Here is a 15,783-nt window from a genome sequence, read left to right on the forward strand (position 1 = left end):
CGCGTGAGGTGCGCTACTTGACCAGCGGGAAGAGGATCGTCTCGCGGATGCCGAGACCGGTGATCGCCATGAGCAGGCGGTCGATGCCCATTCCCATCCCGCCCGATGGCGGCATGCCGTGCTCGAGCGCCCGCAGGAACTCCTCGTCCACGCGCATGGCCTCGACGTCTCCACTCGCGGCGAGCTTCGCCTGCTCTACGAAACGCTCGCGCTGGATGACGGGGTCGACGAGCTCGGAGTATCCGGTCGCCAGTTCGAAGCCGCGGATGTACAGGTCCCACTTCTCCACGACGCCCGGGATCGCACGGTGCTCGCGCACCAGCGGCGAGGTGTCGACCGGGAAGTCCATCACGAACGTCGGGCGCACGAGGTCGCCCTTCACGAAGTGCTCCCAGAGCTCCTCGATGAGCTTGCCGTGGATGGCGTGCGGCGGGACATCCACGCCGTTCTCCTCGGCGAAGGCGATGAGGCCGTCGACCGCGTCGCCGGGTGCGAAGGTGCGCCCTGTGGCCTGCGAGAGCGATTCGTACATCGAGACGCGGTCCCACTCGCCGCCGAGGTCGTACTCGGTGCCGTCGGCCCACGTGACCGTGGTCGAGCCGGTGACCGCGATCGCCGCCTTCTGCACGAGCTCCTGCGTGAGCTCGGCCATCTGGTTGTAGTCGCCGTACGCCTGGTACGCCTCCAGCATCGCGAACTCTGGGCTGTGCGTGGAATCAGCGCCCTCGTTGCGGAAGTTGCGGTTGATCTCGAACACGCGCTCGATGCCGCCGACGACGGCGCGCTTCAGGTAGAGCTCCGGCGCGATGCGCAGGTACAGCTCGGTGTCGAACGCGTTCGAGTGGGTGACGAACGGACGAGCGGATGCTCCCCCGTGCTGCACCTGCAGCATGGGGGTCTCCACCTCGAGGTAGTCGTGCGAACCGAAGGTCGCACGCAGGCTCGCGTTGACGGCAGCCCGGGCGCGTACCGTGGTGCGTGCCTGCTCGCGGACGATGAGGTCGAGGTAGCGGCTGCGAACCCGGCCCTCCTCACTGAGTTCCGAGTATGCGTTCGGCAGTGGCAGGATCGCCTTCGACGCGATCGCCCACTCGTCGGCCATGATCGACAGCTCCCCGCGGCGGCTGGAGATGACCTGGCCGTGCACGAAGACGTGGTCGCCGAGATCGACGAACTCCTTCCACCGCGCCAGCGAGTCCTCGCCGACCTCGGCGAGCGAGATCATCGCCTGGAGGCGTGAGCCGTCTCCGGCCTGCAGCGTGGCGAAGCAGAGCTTGCCGGTGTTGCGGCTGAAGACCACGCGTCCGGCCACACCCACCGTCACTCCGGTCTCCGCACCTGCCTCGAGATCGCCGTACTCGGCGCGCAGCGCAGGGATCGTGTGAGTCACGGGCACCGCTACAGGGAACGCTCCACCCGCGGCATCCGTCCGCTGCGCGATGAGTCGTTCGCGCTTGGCGAGACGAACGGCCTTCTGCTCGTGGATGTCCTCGGCGGATGTGTCGTCTGGCTGATCTGCGGGCGCGGCGGTCATTAAGGCTCCTTGAAAGTCGCTGCCCAGTTTACCGGCGGTCGCTCCGCCGGTTTTCACCCGGCGACAGACCCGCGCCAGCGGCGGACCCGCGCTGGGACCAGACGCGACCGGCTCACGACTCCAGCTCGGCGCGGAGCGCGACCCCGGCCTGCCGCATCACGTCGAGCGCGCGGTCGCGCGCAGGTGCACCGCGCTCCCAGTTGATCAGCACAGCGTAGGCCAGCCTCCTCGTCGGCGACATCACCAGCCCGAGATCGGCGCGGACGGTGCTGATCGTGCCGGTCTTGTTCCACAACCACACATCGCGGTCGAAGTAGTAATGCGCGAGAGGATCGAGCCCGAAAGCGGAGGCGACCATCGAGAGATCCATGCCGGCACCGAGCCAGCGCTGCAGCGTGTCGCTGGCGGAGGCGCTGAGATCGTCGCGGTCGGCGGTGCGCCGCACGAACCGCACCAGCTCCTCCGCGTTGGCGTGCGACAGCGTCCGCGGAGCGCCAGGCGGCAGCGGCCATCGCACGATGTCGTCGAGGCCGGACCGGGTGTAGCCGAGTGCGCGGGTGTGCGCGTGCACCTCGTCCAGTCCGATGACTCGGCACAGCGTGTTGGTCGCCGCGTTGTCACTCGTCGCGCCGATGAGCGCAGCCACGTCGTACAGCGTCAATGAGTCCTGCTGCAGCAGGTACCAGATGCCGGAGTTGTCGATCTGTTCGACCGGACGACGCGTCACCCTCTCCTCGAGGCTGCGCTCGCCGCGGTCTGTCTCGGTGAGCAGACGATGCAGCAGAAAGATCTTGCCGACGCTCGCCGTGTCGAGCACCCGTTCCGGATGGTGCCGGAACACCTCGACGCCTGAGTCGATGTCCGCGGCGAGCGCCGAGATCGAAAGCCCAGGGAAGTCCCGCTCCAGCTCCTCGAAGCCGATCGTCACAGTTGCACTCGCTCTCCGCGCGCGAACGCGCTCCATCGACCTCGCCACGGCGAACCGCTCCCCTGCAGGAGAATCTCATCGGCCGCCGTGTCGACCACCGTGGTCACGTAGGTCCACAGATCCTCCGAGCGCCCGAGGACGCCGGGCGTGCGCAGCGCGTCGAACACGCCGACGGCGCTCGTCGGCGTTCCGAGTCTGCGAAGCACGCCCAGCCTGGTCCTGCTCTCGCCGAGCCACTCGTCGTCGTCGGACACCGCGAGGCCCTCGATGGTGCCGTCGAGCAGCCGCAGATGGTTCGTATGGCAGTAACGACCCGTCTCCGAGGCGACGTGACCGGCCGCGTTCTCGATCAGGTCGGCCCGCCCCGCGGCGTCGGCGACGTCGAACGCGAATCCACCGGCGCATGGCACGTGCGACAGCGCGGCACGCGCCGCTTCCCCTGTCGGCTGACGCTGCGCATGCCGCGCGACGAAGTGCCGACCTGCGCCGTCGGTCTGCGGAGCGACGACCGGTACGTGGTCCATGCCGAACGCCAGGCCGGCCGTCGTCGTGACGAACGCGTTGGACGGCAGCATCCCCGGGTACCAGACAGCGGTCACGGCGGGGTCGCCGTCGATGTCAAGCGTGACCACGCGGATATGTTCGCGCAGTTCGCCGTCGCCGTCTTCGTTGTGCCCCATCACCACGCCGGCACCCGTGGTGAATGCGATGTCGCTGCACCCCGTGCCGTCACGCCCCAGGTCGCCGCGGAGGTTGCGCGCCCACATATCCCGTTCCGCGATGCCCGCGTCCTCCGCGATCCAGGCGAGCTCCTGAGATTCGACGGGCAGCAGTGCTCGTGTCGACGCGATGACGGCGTCGAGGCGCTCGGCCGCGACGGTGTCTGCCCGGCGCACCTGCGCTTCCCACGATCCGCCGGGCAGGGAGCGGAAGGCGTGGATCGCATCGGCATGCTCTCGGCCGAGAGCGTGCATCACTTCCATCCGCTCGCCACGGAACACGCTCCAGGCGAGCCCGGAGATCGGTTCGAGATGCGTGATCTGCGTCACTCATCCCCCACGTCGCGGGCGCGTCCGGTCACGTGCGCACGGATGCCTTCACCGAGGACGCGCATCGCATCGACGACCGGTGCACGCAGATCCTCTCGTACGTCCTTCCAGTTCGCCGCGACCGCGTATGCGACGGTGGCCGCCGGCCCCTGCAACCACCCGATGTCGATCCTCGCGAAGCTCGTGCTGCCCGTCTTGTGCCGCAGCAGCATGCCCTGGTATTCCGCGTCGGGGTGGGCGAGCGGGTCGAGCAGGAACGCGTCGGCGAGCATCGACGTGTCGGTGTCGGCGGCGAGCCATCCGAGGACCTGTTCGCTGACTGCCGGTGAGATGACCTCGCGCGCGCCGAGCCTGCGCATCACGTCGGCGAGTTCCCGACCAGTACCGTATGACGGCGTCCAGGGCATATCGGAGGTGCGTTCGTTGCGGATGTAATCGTGCAGGGAGGTGTCGCGGTATCCGAGCTCGACGGCGACCGAGCGCACGTCATCGAGGCCGCACAGCGAGATGAGCGCGTTGGTCGCGAGGTTGTCGCTGACCGCGCCGACGAGGAGTGCGGCGTCGTGCACTGTGAGCCGCTGGTCGAGCATCCGGTACAGCAGGCCCGAATCGGCGACGACATGCTCCGCCGGGATCTCCACGCGCTGATCGGCACGAAGGCGGCCGTCCTCCAACCGTCTGGCGACCTCGATCAGCAGGAAGACCTTGCCGATGCTCGCCGTCTCGCACACGGCATCCGGCTCGTGCTCCGCCAACGCCTCGCCGGTGACCGCGTCGACGATCCGGATCGACCAGTGCGCCCGCGTGTCGAGGGCCGGGACAGGGATGCTCATGAGGATTCCTCATCGACCATGAGCGAGACCCCGTGATCTCCTCCGCCGAACGAGGCGCGCATGGACCCCTTCACGTTCAGCGGCACGCTCAGCGCGTGGGGATCGTGTCCGAAGCCCTGTTCCCACAGCACGGGGACGCCGAGGTCGGCGAGGTACTCGTGCATCAGCGCGCGCACGCCGACGAGGTCGGCGCACCCGTGCCACGAGCCGAGAACGATGCCGGACGCCGCGCTCAGCCGACCAGCTCGCCGCAGTTGCAGCAGGAATCCGTCCAGGCGGTAGATGTCCTCGTTGATGTCTTCGAGGAAGAGGATGCCGTCGGGTGACTCCGCAGCCTCCGTCGACCCTTGGCTCCCCGCGAGCAGGGCGAGGTTGCCGCCGGTGAACAGCCCGACTGCCGCGCCCTCAGCAAGCGCTTCCGTGGCCGGACCGACGATGCGGCGTCCTCCCCACGCCTCGAACAGCCAGCGATGAACGTCGTCTCGGACCTGCTCCGAATCACGGAACACATCGTTGCCCGCCATCGGGCAGAACAGCGTGGGCACGTCGAGGTGCACGCGGAACGCCTCGTGGAGGGCCGTGATGTCGGAGGACCCCGTGAGCAGCTTCGGGCGACCGTCGCGCCGCGTGGCCCTCTCACGCATCGCCGCCCAGTCGATTCCGTCCAGCAGCCTCATCGCACCGTAGCCCCCGCGTATGCACACGACGGCGTCGGTGTCGGGGTCCGACCACGCCTCGACAAGATCCTGTCGACGTACGTCGTCCGGGCCGGCCAGGTACGTCGCTCGTGGGTGAGGTTGCAGCACATGATCGCCGACGATGACCTTGAGCCCCCACGCCTCGTAGAACGCCACCGCACGAGCGAGGCTGTCGGGCTTGCCCGGACCGGACGGCGAGACGAAGCGCACTGTGTCGCCCGGCTGCAGCGGGGCGGAGCCGAGGTACGCATCGCGCATCGCCGGCGCGCTCATGCCTTGATCCTCTCGATGCTCGGGGCGGCGGCCAAGAGCTTTCGCGTGTAGGGATGCTGCGGATCCAGCAGTACCTGCTCGGTGGGTCCGTGCTCGATGATCTCGCCGTCGACCATCACGGCGACGGTGTCGGCGATGTTCCAGGCGAGACCGAGGTCGTGGGTGATGACCAGGGCGCTGAGGCCGAGCCGCTCGCGCAGCGACAGCAGCAGCGCGAGGATCTCGCCGCGCACCGAGGCATCCAGTGACGCGACGGGTTCGTCTGCGATCAGGACCTCCGGGCCGACGGCGAGCGCACCGGCGATGACCGCCCGCTGGCGTTGACCTCCGGAGAGCTCCTGCGGGATCGCCCCGAAGTACTTCTCCGGCGGCGTGAGTTCGGCATCGGTGAGACTCTGCGCCACGCGCTCCCGCTCGTCGCCGCGGTAGCGCTGGACGCGCAGCCCCTCCGCGACCGACTCGTACACGCTGAGCTTCGGGTTGAGCGCCGCGGTCGGATCCTGCAGCACCATCTGCACCTCGCTGCGGAAAGCACGCAGCGCTTTGCCCGAGCGCGGAAGGTCGGAGCCGCGGAACTGCAGAACCGATCCTTCGTCCGGGGTCTGCAGGCCGATCAATGTCCGTGCCAAGGTGCTCTTGCCCGATCCGGACTGGCCGACCAGAGCGACGATCTCACCGCGGTGGATGTCGAGGTCGACGGATCGGACGGCCCGCATGGTGCTGCCCCCAGAGCGGTAGGTGACGCTGAGGCCGCGTGCGCGCAGAAGCACCTCCTCGCTCTTGCCCTTGGCAGGCTCGTCGGACACCTGCGAACGATCCCTACGTGTCACGGGCTTGAGCCGGGACGCCTGATCGCCGATGGTCGGAAACGCCTCGGCGAGCTGCCGGGTGTACGGATGCGTCGGATCGGTGCACACCTGTTGCGCCTCTCCGAGCTCCACGAGCTCGCCGTCGCGCATGATCGCGATGCGCTCGCAGGCTGTGGCGAGCACGGAGAGGTCATGGCTGATCATCAGGAGAGAGATCCCGCGCTCTGTCACGAGCCGGCTGATCATGTCGAGGATCTGCTTCTGCACGATCACGTCCAGAGCGGTCGTCGGCTCATCGGCGATGATGATGTCGGGCTCGCAGGCGAGTGCCATGGCGATCATGACCCGCTGCTTCTGTCCGCCGGAGAGCTCATGCGGAAAAGACTCCGCTTTGAGCAGGGGCAGATCCACCGCTGTGAGCAGTTCACTGACCCGAGCCGCTCGCGCCTTGTCGCTCTTCCATCGGTCGGTGACGTGCAGTTGCAGCGCCTCGAGGATCTGGGCGCCGACCTTCTGCACGGGGTTCAACGAGTGCATGGCGCCCTGGAAGACGATGGAGGCGTCGGCCCAGCGCAGCGCCCGCAGCTGTCCGAAACTCAGTGCCTGCACGTCGGTGTCACCGATGAGGATGCGGCCCGTCACCTTCGCTGAACGCGGCAATAGGCGCAGCACGCTCATGGCCAGGCTGGATTTGCCTGACCCCGATTCTCCAGCGATGCCCAGAGTGCCACCGGACGGGAGGCTGAGCGACACCTTCGTGACGGCAGGCACCTCGCCTCGATCATTGCGTCCAGAGGTGCGGTAGGTGATCGAGACGTCCTCGAATGTCAGATCGGGCATAGGTCAACGGTTCCTCAGGGTGGGGTTGACGATGTTCTCCACGGCGCGGCCGATGAGAGTGAAGGCGAGCACGACGAGCACGATCGCGAGTCCGGGGATGAGGACGTACCACCAGTAGCCGCTCGTCGCAGCGGACACATCCATGGAATTCCTCAGGATCGCGCCCCACGACTGCACGGTCGTATCGCCGAGCCCGAGAAAGGAGAGCGTGGATTCGGCGATGATCGCGGACCCGACCGTCAGCGTCGTGTTCGCCAGCACCAGCGGCATCACGGCCGGCAGCAGATGTTTGACGATGATGTGCCAGTGCCCGGCGCCGAGCACGCGTGCTCGCTCGACGTAGTCCCGGCTCTCGACCGACAGCGTCTGGGAGCGGACGACACGGGCGGTCCCTGCCCACGAGGTCAACCCGATGGCGATCACGATCGTCCACACGCCTCGAGAGAGCACCGACGTCAGCACGATGGCGAGGATGAGAGACGGCAGCACGAGGAAGAAGTCGATGGCGCGCATCAGCAGGCCTCCCCACCACCCGGTGAAGTGACCGGCGGCGATACCCACGATGGTGCCGATGACCATCGACATGGCGGTCGCCGCGAACCCGACCAGGAGCGACACCTGGGCGCCCCACAGCATCCGGACCCAGAGTTCGCGCCCCTGGTGGTCGGTGCCGAGCGGATGTTCCCACGATGGCGGAGCGAACCGGGGAGCGTCGATGAGCGTGGTGACATTCAACATCGACGCCGGTGCGAGCACGGGCGCGAGCACGGCGAGCAGGACGATGACCACGAGGAAGACGAGGCCGATCAGCCCCGCGCGATTCTGCGCGAACTCGCGGCAGAACTCTGCGAAGGCGCTGCGTCGCCGCTCCCACGCCATCGCGCGTGGCGAGCGCAGTCGTGTCTGAGTGCTCATGCCTGCCTCACTCTCGGGTCCAGGAATCGGTAGACGAGGTCGGCGATCAGATTCATCGCGATGATGATCGCGGAGAACACGACGAACGTTCCCTGCAGCAGTGGGAGATCCGGGCCGGTGATGGCTTCGTAGGTGAGCTTGCCGAGTCCCGGCCAGCTGAACACGGTCTCGACCGTGACCGCACCGGCGATCAGCCCTCCGATGTGCATGAACACCAGGGTGACAGCGGGCAGCAAGGCGTTGGGGACGGCGTGACGTCGGCGAACGAGGTCTTCTCTCAGCCCCTTTGCTCGCGCAGTGGTGAGGTAGTCGGCGCTCTTCTCCTCCATGACGGATGCGCGCATCACCATGACGTACTGGGCGTAGACCACGGCGACCATCGTGATGACGGGCAGAACCATGTGCGCCAGCACATCACCGATCAGGCCGAGTGGGTCTGTCGGGGGGTCAGGTGAGACCATCCCGCCGGTGGGGAACCAGTGCAGCGTGCCTCCGAAGACCATCAGCAGGAGCAACCCGAGCCAGAACGTCGGCACCGACCACAGCACCAGCGATGTGCCGGAGGTGATCTTGTCGAACAGGGAGCCGTGATTCCAGCCCGCGTGCTGCCCGAGCCAGAGGCCGAGTGCGATGGCGAGGATGGCGGAGGTGCCGGTGAGCAGGATCGTGTTCCAGAAGTAGTCGCCGATCAGCGAGGACACCGATGTCTTGTACACATAGCTCTCACCGAAGTTCAGAGTCGCGACGTTGACGAGATAGTCGCCGAACTGCTGCCACAGCGGTTTGTCGAGTCCCATCTGCTGCCGCAGCTGCTCGACCTGTTCGGCATTGAGCTGGCGTTCCCTGGTGATCGATGCGACTGGATCTCCTGGGAGGATGCGGAAGGCGAAGAACCCGAGCAGGATCACCATCACCATGCTCACCGCGGCGCCGCCGAGCTTGCTGAAGAGGTAACGAGCACCGGACACCCGCCGCGGCGGCTCGTCCAGTCCTTCCTCTTCGAGGATCACAGCTCCCGTGGATGGCATGATCTCGGTCATCCGTACCTCCTTGCACGTAGATGGGGCCGCCGCGGCGTGCACCGCGGCGGCCCGTCAGGTCACTCTATGTCCGCGCTGCGTCGACGGCGCAGCAGCAGGAACACCACGATGCCGATGACCGCGACGCCGACGATGACCCCGACGACGATCAGGCCGGTGGGGGGACCGTCGCCTCCGTCTGCGGAGGCCGCATCCACCGGCTCCATCGTCAGGAAGCCCCAATAGCCCGCCTGACTCGCGATGATGCCGCCGTCCTTCGGCTGCAGCGTGAAGCCGGTGAACCGATCAGAGCGATACGCCTCCAAGGAGTTCGCATACCAGGTGGCGATCTGGGCGGTGTCGGTGTAGTTCAGCGCGAGCATGTCGTGCACGATCTCCTGGCGCTTGGGCTCGTCGAGCTCCGCGCGCTGCTGGTCGTACAGGGCATCGAACTCCGGGTTGCAGTAGCCGTCCTGGGACGTACCGCCCGAACCGTCGGTGCCGGTCGGAAGCGTCGAGCACAGGTTGATGCCCAGCTGGTAGTCCGGGTCCGGATTGACGCTCCAGCCGCTGAAGTAGATGTCGTAATCGCCCGAGACGGCCTTCGCGCTGATCGTGTCGGAGTCGGTGGACTCGACGTTGATCTTGACGCCGATCTCCTCCATCCAGGGCACGAAGTACTCGGAGATGGACACTTCCTGGAGATCCTCAGCATCCGCGAGCAGACGCAACTCGAGCTTGGCCCCGTCCTTCTCTCGAACCCCGTCCGCGCCGACGGTCCAGCCGGCGTCTTCGAGCTTCTGCTTGGCCGCTTCGGGATCGTATTCCACGATCACGGGGTCGTCGGCAGGCAGAGTCCACTTGCTGAACGATGTGGGAATGAAGCTGGTCGCCTGCACGCCCTGACCGTCGAGTACCTTGTCGAGCAGCGTCTTCGTGTCTGTCCCGAGCCGAAGGGCCTGACGCACCTCCACGTCCTTGAGCGCCTCATTGCCAGTGCCGTACGGCACGCCATCGCGTGTGATCAGGCCCACATTGATGCTGAACGAGTGGTAGCGTCGCCCCTCGCCGGAATGGACGGTGATCCCGTCGGTGCCCTCGAGCGCTTCGTACTGCGTCGGGCTCAGTCCACTGACGAAATCGACCTCGCCTGAGCGAAGTGCCTGCACCTGGGCATCGGAGTTGGTGTAGTACACGTACTGAATGCGCTCCACTGCAGGCTCACCCCGCCAGAAGTTCGGGTTCGCCTTCAGGGTGATCTGCTGGTTCGCCTCGTACGACTCGAGAAGGTACGGACCGGATCCGACGACGTCCGCATCGTTCACGAACTCGGCCGGGCTGTCGATCGCTTCCCAGATGTGCTTGGGCACCACGGGGATCTCGATGCCGGGGTTGGTCGCCTGCGGTCCCTTGAGAGTGATGACGACGGTCTTCTCGTCTGGAGCTTCGACGCTCTCGAAGTTGGTCACCAGGTTCCCGTTCGCCACTGCCAGCTCGGGGACCTCCATCATCTGCGTGTACGTGTACACGACGTCGTCCGCGGTGATGGGTTCGTCGTCAGACCACTTCAGATCGTCCTGCAGCGTGTACGTCCACGTCGTCCCGTCGTCCGTCTCCCACGAGTCCGCCAGCCCCTTCGTCGGAGAACCGTCTTCCGCGTCGTTCTGCACGAGGTACTCGTACACGTATCGGATGATGTTCGTCGGCGTGAGGTAGATCGATACGAACGGATTGAACGAGTCGACGAAGCCCGACGTCGCGATGCGGAACGTCGTGGGGGAGCTCGTGGACTCGTCGGGTGCCTCTTGCGCAACGACCGGCGAGTCTGACGCATGTGCCGCGCCGGCCGGAGCGGCGATCAGCAACGCTGCGATCGCCAGCGACGCGGCGCGGGACGGGCGTCTGGGATGGGATACGGACATGAACGGGGTTCCTTTCATCGAGGGAGCGTGAACCCTGGGATGGAGCAATAGAACCGCAAGACTGCCCCGAGGTCAACACATTCGTGTCGGATGTTCGCGAACACCACACGATTGCAACATGCCAGAAACACGAAGCTTTCGCATCCGACGCGCAGAAGACTTCGGATGGAACGCAGGCTTTGCCTGTGAACTCGCGCATTTCGCGCAACTCCGGTGCCAATGCATACACATCCCGCATGAACCGCGCCGCCGCTCACGCGTTGTGAGCGACGCCGGGATACGTTTCGTATCATGAACCTAGCTCGACAGCAAGAATGCCTCGAGCAGCGCGACTCGTTCGAGAAGCGAGGAGGTCAGCACGTGCTCATCCACCGCGTGCGCGCCGCCACCTCGGGGACCGAAACCGTCGACGGTCGGCACGCCGAGCGATCCGAGCAGGTTCGTGTCGCCTGCTCCTGCAGCGGGCCGCCCAGCGACGTGCTGCCCGATCCCGCTCGCGGCAGTCGCGATCGCTTCGAGGAGCTCCGCGTCGGCACCGGATGCCCGCCACGCGGGCCGGTGGCTCAGCACCTCGACCTGGATCTCTGCCCCCTCCCGGATGGGGCGCAGTGCCCGGAGCGCGGACAGCACACGATCCTCGGTATCAGGGTCGATGAAGCGGAGGCCGATCTCCGCCGTCGCGTCGGCGGGTACGACGTTCGCTCTTCCGCCGCCGCGAACCGTGCCGACATTGCACAGCACCTCGGACGCCAGGCCGGGGTCGCTGACGATGGTGCGCAGCACCTGCAGCTGATCGACGAGCTCATCGATCGCCGATACGCCGCCTTCCGGATCCAGCGCGGCGTGGGACGCACGGCCCGCGACGGCGAGGCGCACACGAGTACTCCCCCGTCGGCCGATCTTCAGCGCGCCGTCGGGGTGGGGCGACTCGAATCCGATCGCTGCGCGCACGTCTTCAGCGCATCCGCTGAGCAGATCGGCGGTCGTCGGAGAGCCGATCTCCTCATCGCAGACGACGATCACGCGGAACGCACGGTGAGACCGCCCGCGCAGACGCTCAGCCGCCGCCAGCATGACCAGGAGCCCGCTCTTCATGTCGTAGACGCCCGGCCCCCTCACGACTTCACCGTCATCGCTCCACGGGACATCGCCATCCAGAGTCCCGACGGGCCAGACTGTGTCGGAATGCCCGACGAGCAGCAGAGGATCGCCTTCCCCCGCGACATCGGCGATGAGGTTCACACCGGCGGCGGTCGCGATGATCCGCACATGTGCGCCGACGTCTCGCCACCACTGCGCGAGCAGGTCGACGACGAGCTCGCTGGCGGCGACATCGAGCGACGGCGACTCGATGAGCGTCAACTGCGCGAGGCGGTCCACGAGCGCGCGCACCTGCTCGGTATCGTTCATATCTCCTCCGGGAGTCATCATACGAGACATATCAGTTCGCACCAGCGTCAAGGAACCACGCGAAATCAACCATTGGCGTCAGATCATCCCGCACATAGGATACGTATCATGCCGAACCAGCCCGCTATCCCTCTGCACGGTGAGTCGCTCGTCGGCGACGCTGCATTCCGGGATGCGGCGGCGCTGTACACCCGCGTCTTTCGATACGAACCCACTGAGTACTCGTTGAACCCCAACCTGCTCAGCGCCCTCGCCAAGAACGGCGGCTCCGCCGTCGGAGTGCACGACGGGGACAGACTGGTCGGTTTCGCATACGGCTTCGCCGGCCGTGACCACAGCGGACACGAGTTCCACTACTCGCAGGCCGCAGTCGTGGATCCGGACTACCAGGGGCGCGGCGTCGGTCGTCTACTCAAGACATGCCAGCGCAAGGTGGCGCTCGGCTGGAACCAGCATCGGATGCGCTGGACCTTCGACCCACTCCTGGCCCGCAACGCGCATTTCAACTTCGCGGCGCTGCAGGCCGAGGGCACCGGATACGCCGTCGACTACTACGACCGGCCCGGCACCGACCGCATCGTGGTCGATTGGGCCCTCGACCGCGAACGCGATCCTTTCGCCGACATCCGCGGACTGCCGTCCCCCGCATTCGGCGCCGACGACGTCGGACGTCTGTTCGAGGCCGTCGAGAACGGTCGACGGATCGCGCGGATCCCGCTGCCCTCATCCGTGAACGACGTCGATGCGTCGACCGGCGCGTTGCGCGCACGCATCAGGGGCAGCATGCAGAGCGTCTTCGACGCCGGGCTCGTCCTTGTCAACTGCACCAGAATCGACGATGACACAGCGGTCTACCTTGCCGGGGAGGATATGCGATGACACGGGATGATGACGACGAGGACCGCGCGCTCGTTTCGCCCGGTGCGCGCTTCGGCGAGCGCTTCCGCACGAGCCTGTCCGCCGAGGTGCTTCAGGCGAAGGTGATGGAGACCGAGACCCGCTCGTTGGCACGCACGTTCGATGAGCTCACCCGGACCGGCGCCGTGTCGCACGCGGCGACGCTGATCCTGGGTGCTCGCCGGCGATACATCGCGGGGCGGGGCAAGACCGTGGCGTACGCCGACCTGCTCGCCGCAGATCTGTCGGCGACCCTGTCCAATGTGTTCCTCGTCGATGACAGGTCGCTCTCCCCGCTCACCGTGCTGACCGACGTGCGCGCCACCGACCTGCTCGTGCTCTTCACCATGCGGCGCTACCGCGAGGAGTCGATCCGCTTCGGCGAGAGGTTCCGTCGAGCCGGCGGCGAACTGATCGTCATCACCGACAGCGACGATGCGCCGCTGACGGACGTGGCCTCTGCGGTGATCAAGGTGCACACTCATTCCGCCTCCTACGCGGATTCGCCCACGGCGGTCGCCGCGGTCTGTCATCTGCTGAGCACCCTCACCACTGCGAGCGCGAAGGGTGCACGTCGCCGGCTGGCCGCGCGTGATGAGCTGGCGGCGGATCTGGGTCTGCACCATCCTGATCACGGCAAGGAGACCGGACGGTGAGAATCGCGCGCCTCGCACTCTTCGAAGTGTCGCTGCCGCTGGTGCACAGCTTCGAGACGAGCTCGCACCGCAAGAGCGGCCTGCAGCACATCCTGGTTCAGGTCACCGATGTCGACGGAACATCCGGGTGGGGCGAGATCGCTTCCCCGTCCGACCCGTACTACACATCGGAGACGACGGACACGGCGTGGCTGATCGCCAACCGCTACCTCGCACCGCTGGTGCTGGGCGCGAGGTGGGATGAGCCCGCCGAGTTGGAGAGCACGTGGTCGAGGATCCGCGGACACGAGTTCACGAAGGCGGGCTTCTCGGCCGCCGCGTGGGACCTCCACGCCCGCGCGCGTGGAATCTCGCTGGCAGCCGCTCTCGGCGGCACCAGAACGGAAGTGGTGGCGGGGGTCTCGCTCGGAATCGAGCCGGGCCTCGACGAGTTGCTGGCGCAGGTCGAGACACAGGTGCGCGCAGGATACCCACGGATCAAGCTGAAGATCGCGCCGGGGTGGGACGTCGAGCCCGTCAAGGCCGTGCGCAGCCACTACCCCCAACTGGATCTGCACGTCGACGCGAACGGCGCATATCCGGACACGGAGGAGGCGGCTGACGTCTTCCGGCACCTGGACGAGCAGTCTCTCACGATGATCGAGCAGCCTTACACGCCGCGCGATCTCCCTGCCCACGCCCGACTGCAGCGACGGATCAGCACGCCCGTCTGTCTCGACGAGTCCGTGGTCGAACTGGCGGATCTGCGAACGATGATCGAGCTGGATGCCGGTCGCGTGCTGAACATCAAGGTCTCCCGAATGGGTGGACTCCTCACCGCCCGCAGCGCCCACGATCTCGCCCGGGATGCCGGCATCCCGGTATGGTGCGGCGGCATGCACGAGTTCGGCGTCGGGCGGGCCGCGAACGTCGCGATCTCATCGCTGTCGAACTTCACGCTGCCGTCGGATGTGTCCGGTTCCGACAAGTACTACGAGCGGGATGTGATCGTGCCGCCGGTGGTCGCGGAGAACGGCGTCGTGCAGGTGCCCGAAGGGCCAGGCATCGGATACGAGATCGACCTTGACTGGGTTCAGCACAACGCCGTTCGCACCGCCGAAGTCACCGTCTGAGATCATCGAGGAGGACCATGAAACCGCTCGTGCTGTACCGCGTCGATCTCCGTGCGGATGATCCGGCCTCCGCACTGAGGAGGATCGACCCGGCGAGACCTCTCCTGACCGGCACCGACCTCGCCGCCACCCGGGGAGACGGGGTCTTCGAGACGGTTGTCGTGGTCGACGGCGTCCCTCAGGCCGTGGAGGCCCATCTGGATCGCTTCGAACGTTCCGCGAGCCTGCTCGAACTTCCCTTGCCGGATCGCTCGCTGTGGCGCACGGCCGTCGAGACGGTCGCAGCTGAGATGGATGTGCCGCGCGGAGCGGTCAAGTACATCCTGTCCCGCGGCGACGAGGTGACGGGAGAGCCGACGGGATGGGCGCTCGGATTCGCACCGACGCATCACCGCTCAGCGACTCCGCCAGAGCTGGACGTCGTGCTGCTCGATCGCGGGTACCGCTCGGATGTCGCCACAACGGCGCCGTGGTTGCTGCAAGGCGCGAAGACTCTCTCTTATGCGGTGAACATGGCCGCGCTTCGCGAAGCACACCGTCGCGGGGCGAACGACGTGATCTTCGTGTCCAGCGACGGATACATCCTCGAGGGGCCGAACTCCACGGTGATCGCCAGGATCGACGGTGAATACGTCACGCCGCCGGTGGAGTTCGGCATCCTGCCAGGGACCACGCAGGCCGACGCGTTCGAGGCGTTGTCAGACGGCGGCGATCGCGTCGCGGTCCGCGGCCTCACGGTCTCCGATCTCTCTGATGCCGACGCGCTCTGGCTGTGCTCGAGCACTCGCGGCGCAGCGCCGGTGCGATCACTCGACGGGGTCGCCCAGCAAGTCGATCGGGCGATCACACAGCGCATCTCTGATTTCCTGAACGCACGAAAGGCCTGAC

The 15,783-nt window shown here is 66.7% G+C and carries 14 protein-coding genes; 4 read left to right on the forward strand and 10 right to left on the reverse strand.

Annotated elements, in window-relative coordinates; all coding sequences use genetic code 11:
- Positions 1 to 13: 13 nt before the first annotated feature.
- The 10 genes from lysS to ACP7AR_RS10355 form a co-directional block, all read right to left on the reverse strand.
- Positions 14 to 1,534, reverse strand: a complete 1,521-nt coding sequence (gene lysS, locus ACP7AR_RS10310) for a lysine--tRNA ligase (RefSeq protein ID WP_426185373.1) — start codon at positions 1,532 to 1,534, stop codon at positions 14 to 16.
- A 112-nt stretch (positions 1,535 to 1,646) separates the two neighbouring features.
- Positions 1,647 to 2,462: a serine hydrolase gene (locus ACP7AR_RS10315; protein ID WP_426185375.1), complete on the reverse strand. Its 816-nt coding sequence runs from the start codon at positions 2,460 to 2,462 to the stop codon at positions 1,647 to 1,649.
- Positions 2,459 to 3,511 (reverse strand): C45 family autoproteolytic acyltransferase/hydolase, encoded by a 1,053-nt coding sequence (locus tag ACP7AR_RS10320; protein ID WP_426185377.1) that lies wholly within the window; start codon positions 3,509 to 3,511, stop codon positions 2,459 to 2,461. Before ACP7AR_RS10320 ends, ACP7AR_RS10315 begins: the two co-directional genes overlap by 4 nt.
- Positions 3,508 to 4,344, reverse strand: coding sequence for a serine hydrolase (locus ACP7AR_RS10325; RefSeq protein WP_426185379.1), 837 nt, complete (start codon positions 4,342 to 4,344; stop codon positions 3,508 to 3,510). The genes ACP7AR_RS10320 and ACP7AR_RS10325 overlap by 4 nt, the downstream gene beginning before the upstream one ends.
- Positions 4,341 to 5,315 carry a S66 peptidase family protein gene (locus ACP7AR_RS10330; RefSeq protein ID WP_426185381.1) on the reverse strand — a complete coding sequence of 325 codons (975 nt, stop codon included), beginning with the start codon at positions 5,313 to 5,315 and terminating at the stop codon, positions 4,341 to 4,343. The genes ACP7AR_RS10325 and ACP7AR_RS10330 overlap by 4 nt, the downstream gene beginning before the upstream one ends.
- Complete coding sequence (locus tag ACP7AR_RS10335) at positions 5,312 to 6,964, reverse strand: ATP-binding cassette domain-containing protein (protein ID WP_426185383.1); 1,653 nt, start codon at positions 6,962 to 6,964, stop codon at positions 5,312 to 5,314. The genes ACP7AR_RS10330 and ACP7AR_RS10335 overlap by 4 nt, the downstream gene beginning before the upstream one ends.
- 3 nt (positions 6,965 to 6,967) lie before the next feature.
- Complete coding sequence (locus tag ACP7AR_RS10340; protein WP_426185385.1) at positions 6,968 to 7,879, reverse strand: ABC transporter permease; 912 nt, start codon at positions 7,877 to 7,879, stop codon at positions 6,968 to 6,970.
- Positions 7,876 to 8,919, reverse strand: coding sequence for an ABC transporter permease (locus ACP7AR_RS10345; RefSeq protein WP_426185387.1), 1,044 nt, complete (start codon positions 8,917 to 8,919; stop codon positions 7,876 to 7,878). Before ACP7AR_RS10345 ends, ACP7AR_RS10340 begins: the two co-directional genes overlap by 4 nt.
- Before the next feature lie 59 nt (positions 8,920 to 8,978).
- Entirely contained in the window at positions 8,979 to 10,820 is a 1,842-nt protein-coding gene (locus tag ACP7AR_RS10350; RefSeq protein ID WP_426185389.1) for an ABC transporter substrate-binding protein, read from the reverse strand.
- A gap of 297 nt (positions 10,821 to 11,117) precedes the next feature.
- A complete protein-coding gene (locus ACP7AR_RS10355; protein ID WP_426185391.1) occupies positions 11,118 to 12,230 on the reverse strand; it encodes a M20/M25/M40 family metallo-hydrolase in 1,113 nt (370 codons plus the stop codon).
- Between the two features lie 108 nt (positions 12,231 to 12,338).
- Here ACP7AR_RS10355 and ACP7AR_RS10360 point away from each other — a divergent pair, with 108 nt between their 5' ends.
- The 4 genes from ACP7AR_RS10360 to ACP7AR_RS10375 are packed head-to-tail and all read left to right on the forward strand — an operon-like array spanning position 12,339 to position 15,782.
- On the forward strand, positions 12,339 to 13,109 hold the full coding sequence (locus tag ACP7AR_RS10360) for a GNAT family N-acetyltransferase (protein WP_426185393.1): 771 nt from the start codon (positions 12,339 to 12,341) through the stop codon (positions 13,107 to 13,109).
- Positions 13,106 to 13,783, forward strand: coding sequence for a MurR/RpiR family transcriptional regulator (locus tag ACP7AR_RS10365; protein WP_426185395.1), 678 nt, complete (start codon positions 13,106 to 13,108; stop codon positions 13,781 to 13,783). Before ACP7AR_RS10360 ends, ACP7AR_RS10365 begins: the two co-directional genes overlap by 4 nt.
- Positions 13,780 to 14,895, forward strand: coding sequence for an o-succinylbenzoate synthase (gene menC / locus ACP7AR_RS10370; protein ID WP_426185397.1), 1,116 nt, complete (start codon positions 13,780 to 13,782; stop codon positions 14,893 to 14,895). Before ACP7AR_RS10365 ends, menC begins: the two co-directional genes overlap by 4 nt.
- A 17-nt stretch (positions 14,896 to 14,912) precedes the next feature.
- Positions 14,913 to 15,782, forward strand: coding sequence for an aminodeoxychorismate lyase (locus ACP7AR_RS10375; RefSeq protein WP_426185399.1), 870 nt, complete (start codon positions 14,913 to 14,915; stop codon positions 15,780 to 15,782).
- Position 15,783 lies beyond the last annotated feature (1 nt).

The organism is Microbacterium sp. TWP3-1-2b2, from assembly GCF_049896145.1.
Lineage (GTDB): Bacteria > Actinomycetota > Actinomycetes > Actinomycetales > Microbacteriaceae > Microbacterium.

Coding starts and splice junctions, on each gene's coding strand:
- ACP7AR_RS10345 (WP_426185387.1), bottom strand. CDS start 8,919: ATGACCGAGATCATGCCATCCACGGGAGCTGTGATCCTCGAAGAGGAA.
- ACP7AR_RS10330 (WP_426185381.1), bottom strand. CDS start 5,315: ATGAGCGCGCCGGCGATGCGCGATGCGTACCTCGGCTCCGCCCCGCTG.
- ACP7AR_RS10335 (WP_426185383.1), bottom strand. CDS start 6,964: ATGCCCGATCTGACATTCGAGGACGTCTCGATCACCTACCGCACCTCT.
- ACP7AR_RS10350 (WP_426185389.1), bottom strand. CDS start 10,820: ATGTCCGTATCCCATCCCAGACGCCCGTCCCGCGCCGCGTCGCTGGCG.
- ACP7AR_RS10340 (WP_426185385.1), bottom strand. CDS start 7,879: ATGAGCACTCAGACACGACTGCGCTCGCCACGCGCGATGGCGTGGGAG.
- ACP7AR_RS10325 (WP_426185379.1), bottom strand. CDS start 4,344: ATGAGCATCCCTGTCCCGGCCCTCGACACGCGGGCGCACTGGTCGATC.
- ACP7AR_RS10360 (WP_426185393.1), top strand. CDS start 12,339: ATGCCGAACCAGCCCGCTATCCCTCTGCACGGTGAGTCGCTCGTCGGC.
- ACP7AR_RS10355 (WP_426185391.1), bottom strand. CDS start 12,230: ATGAACGATACCGAGCAGGTGCGCGCGCTCGTGGACCGCCTCGCGCAG.
- ACP7AR_RS10375 (WP_426185399.1), top strand. CDS start 14,913: ATGAAACCGCTCGTGCTGTACCGCGTCGATCTCCGTGCGGATGATCCG.
- lysS (WP_426185373.1), bottom strand. CDS start 1,534: ATGACCGCCGCGCCCGCAGATCAGCCAGACGACACATCCGCCGAGGAC.
- ACP7AR_RS10365 (WP_426185395.1), top strand. CDS start 13,106: ATGACACGGGATGATGACGACGAGGACCGCGCGCTCGTTTCGCCCGGT.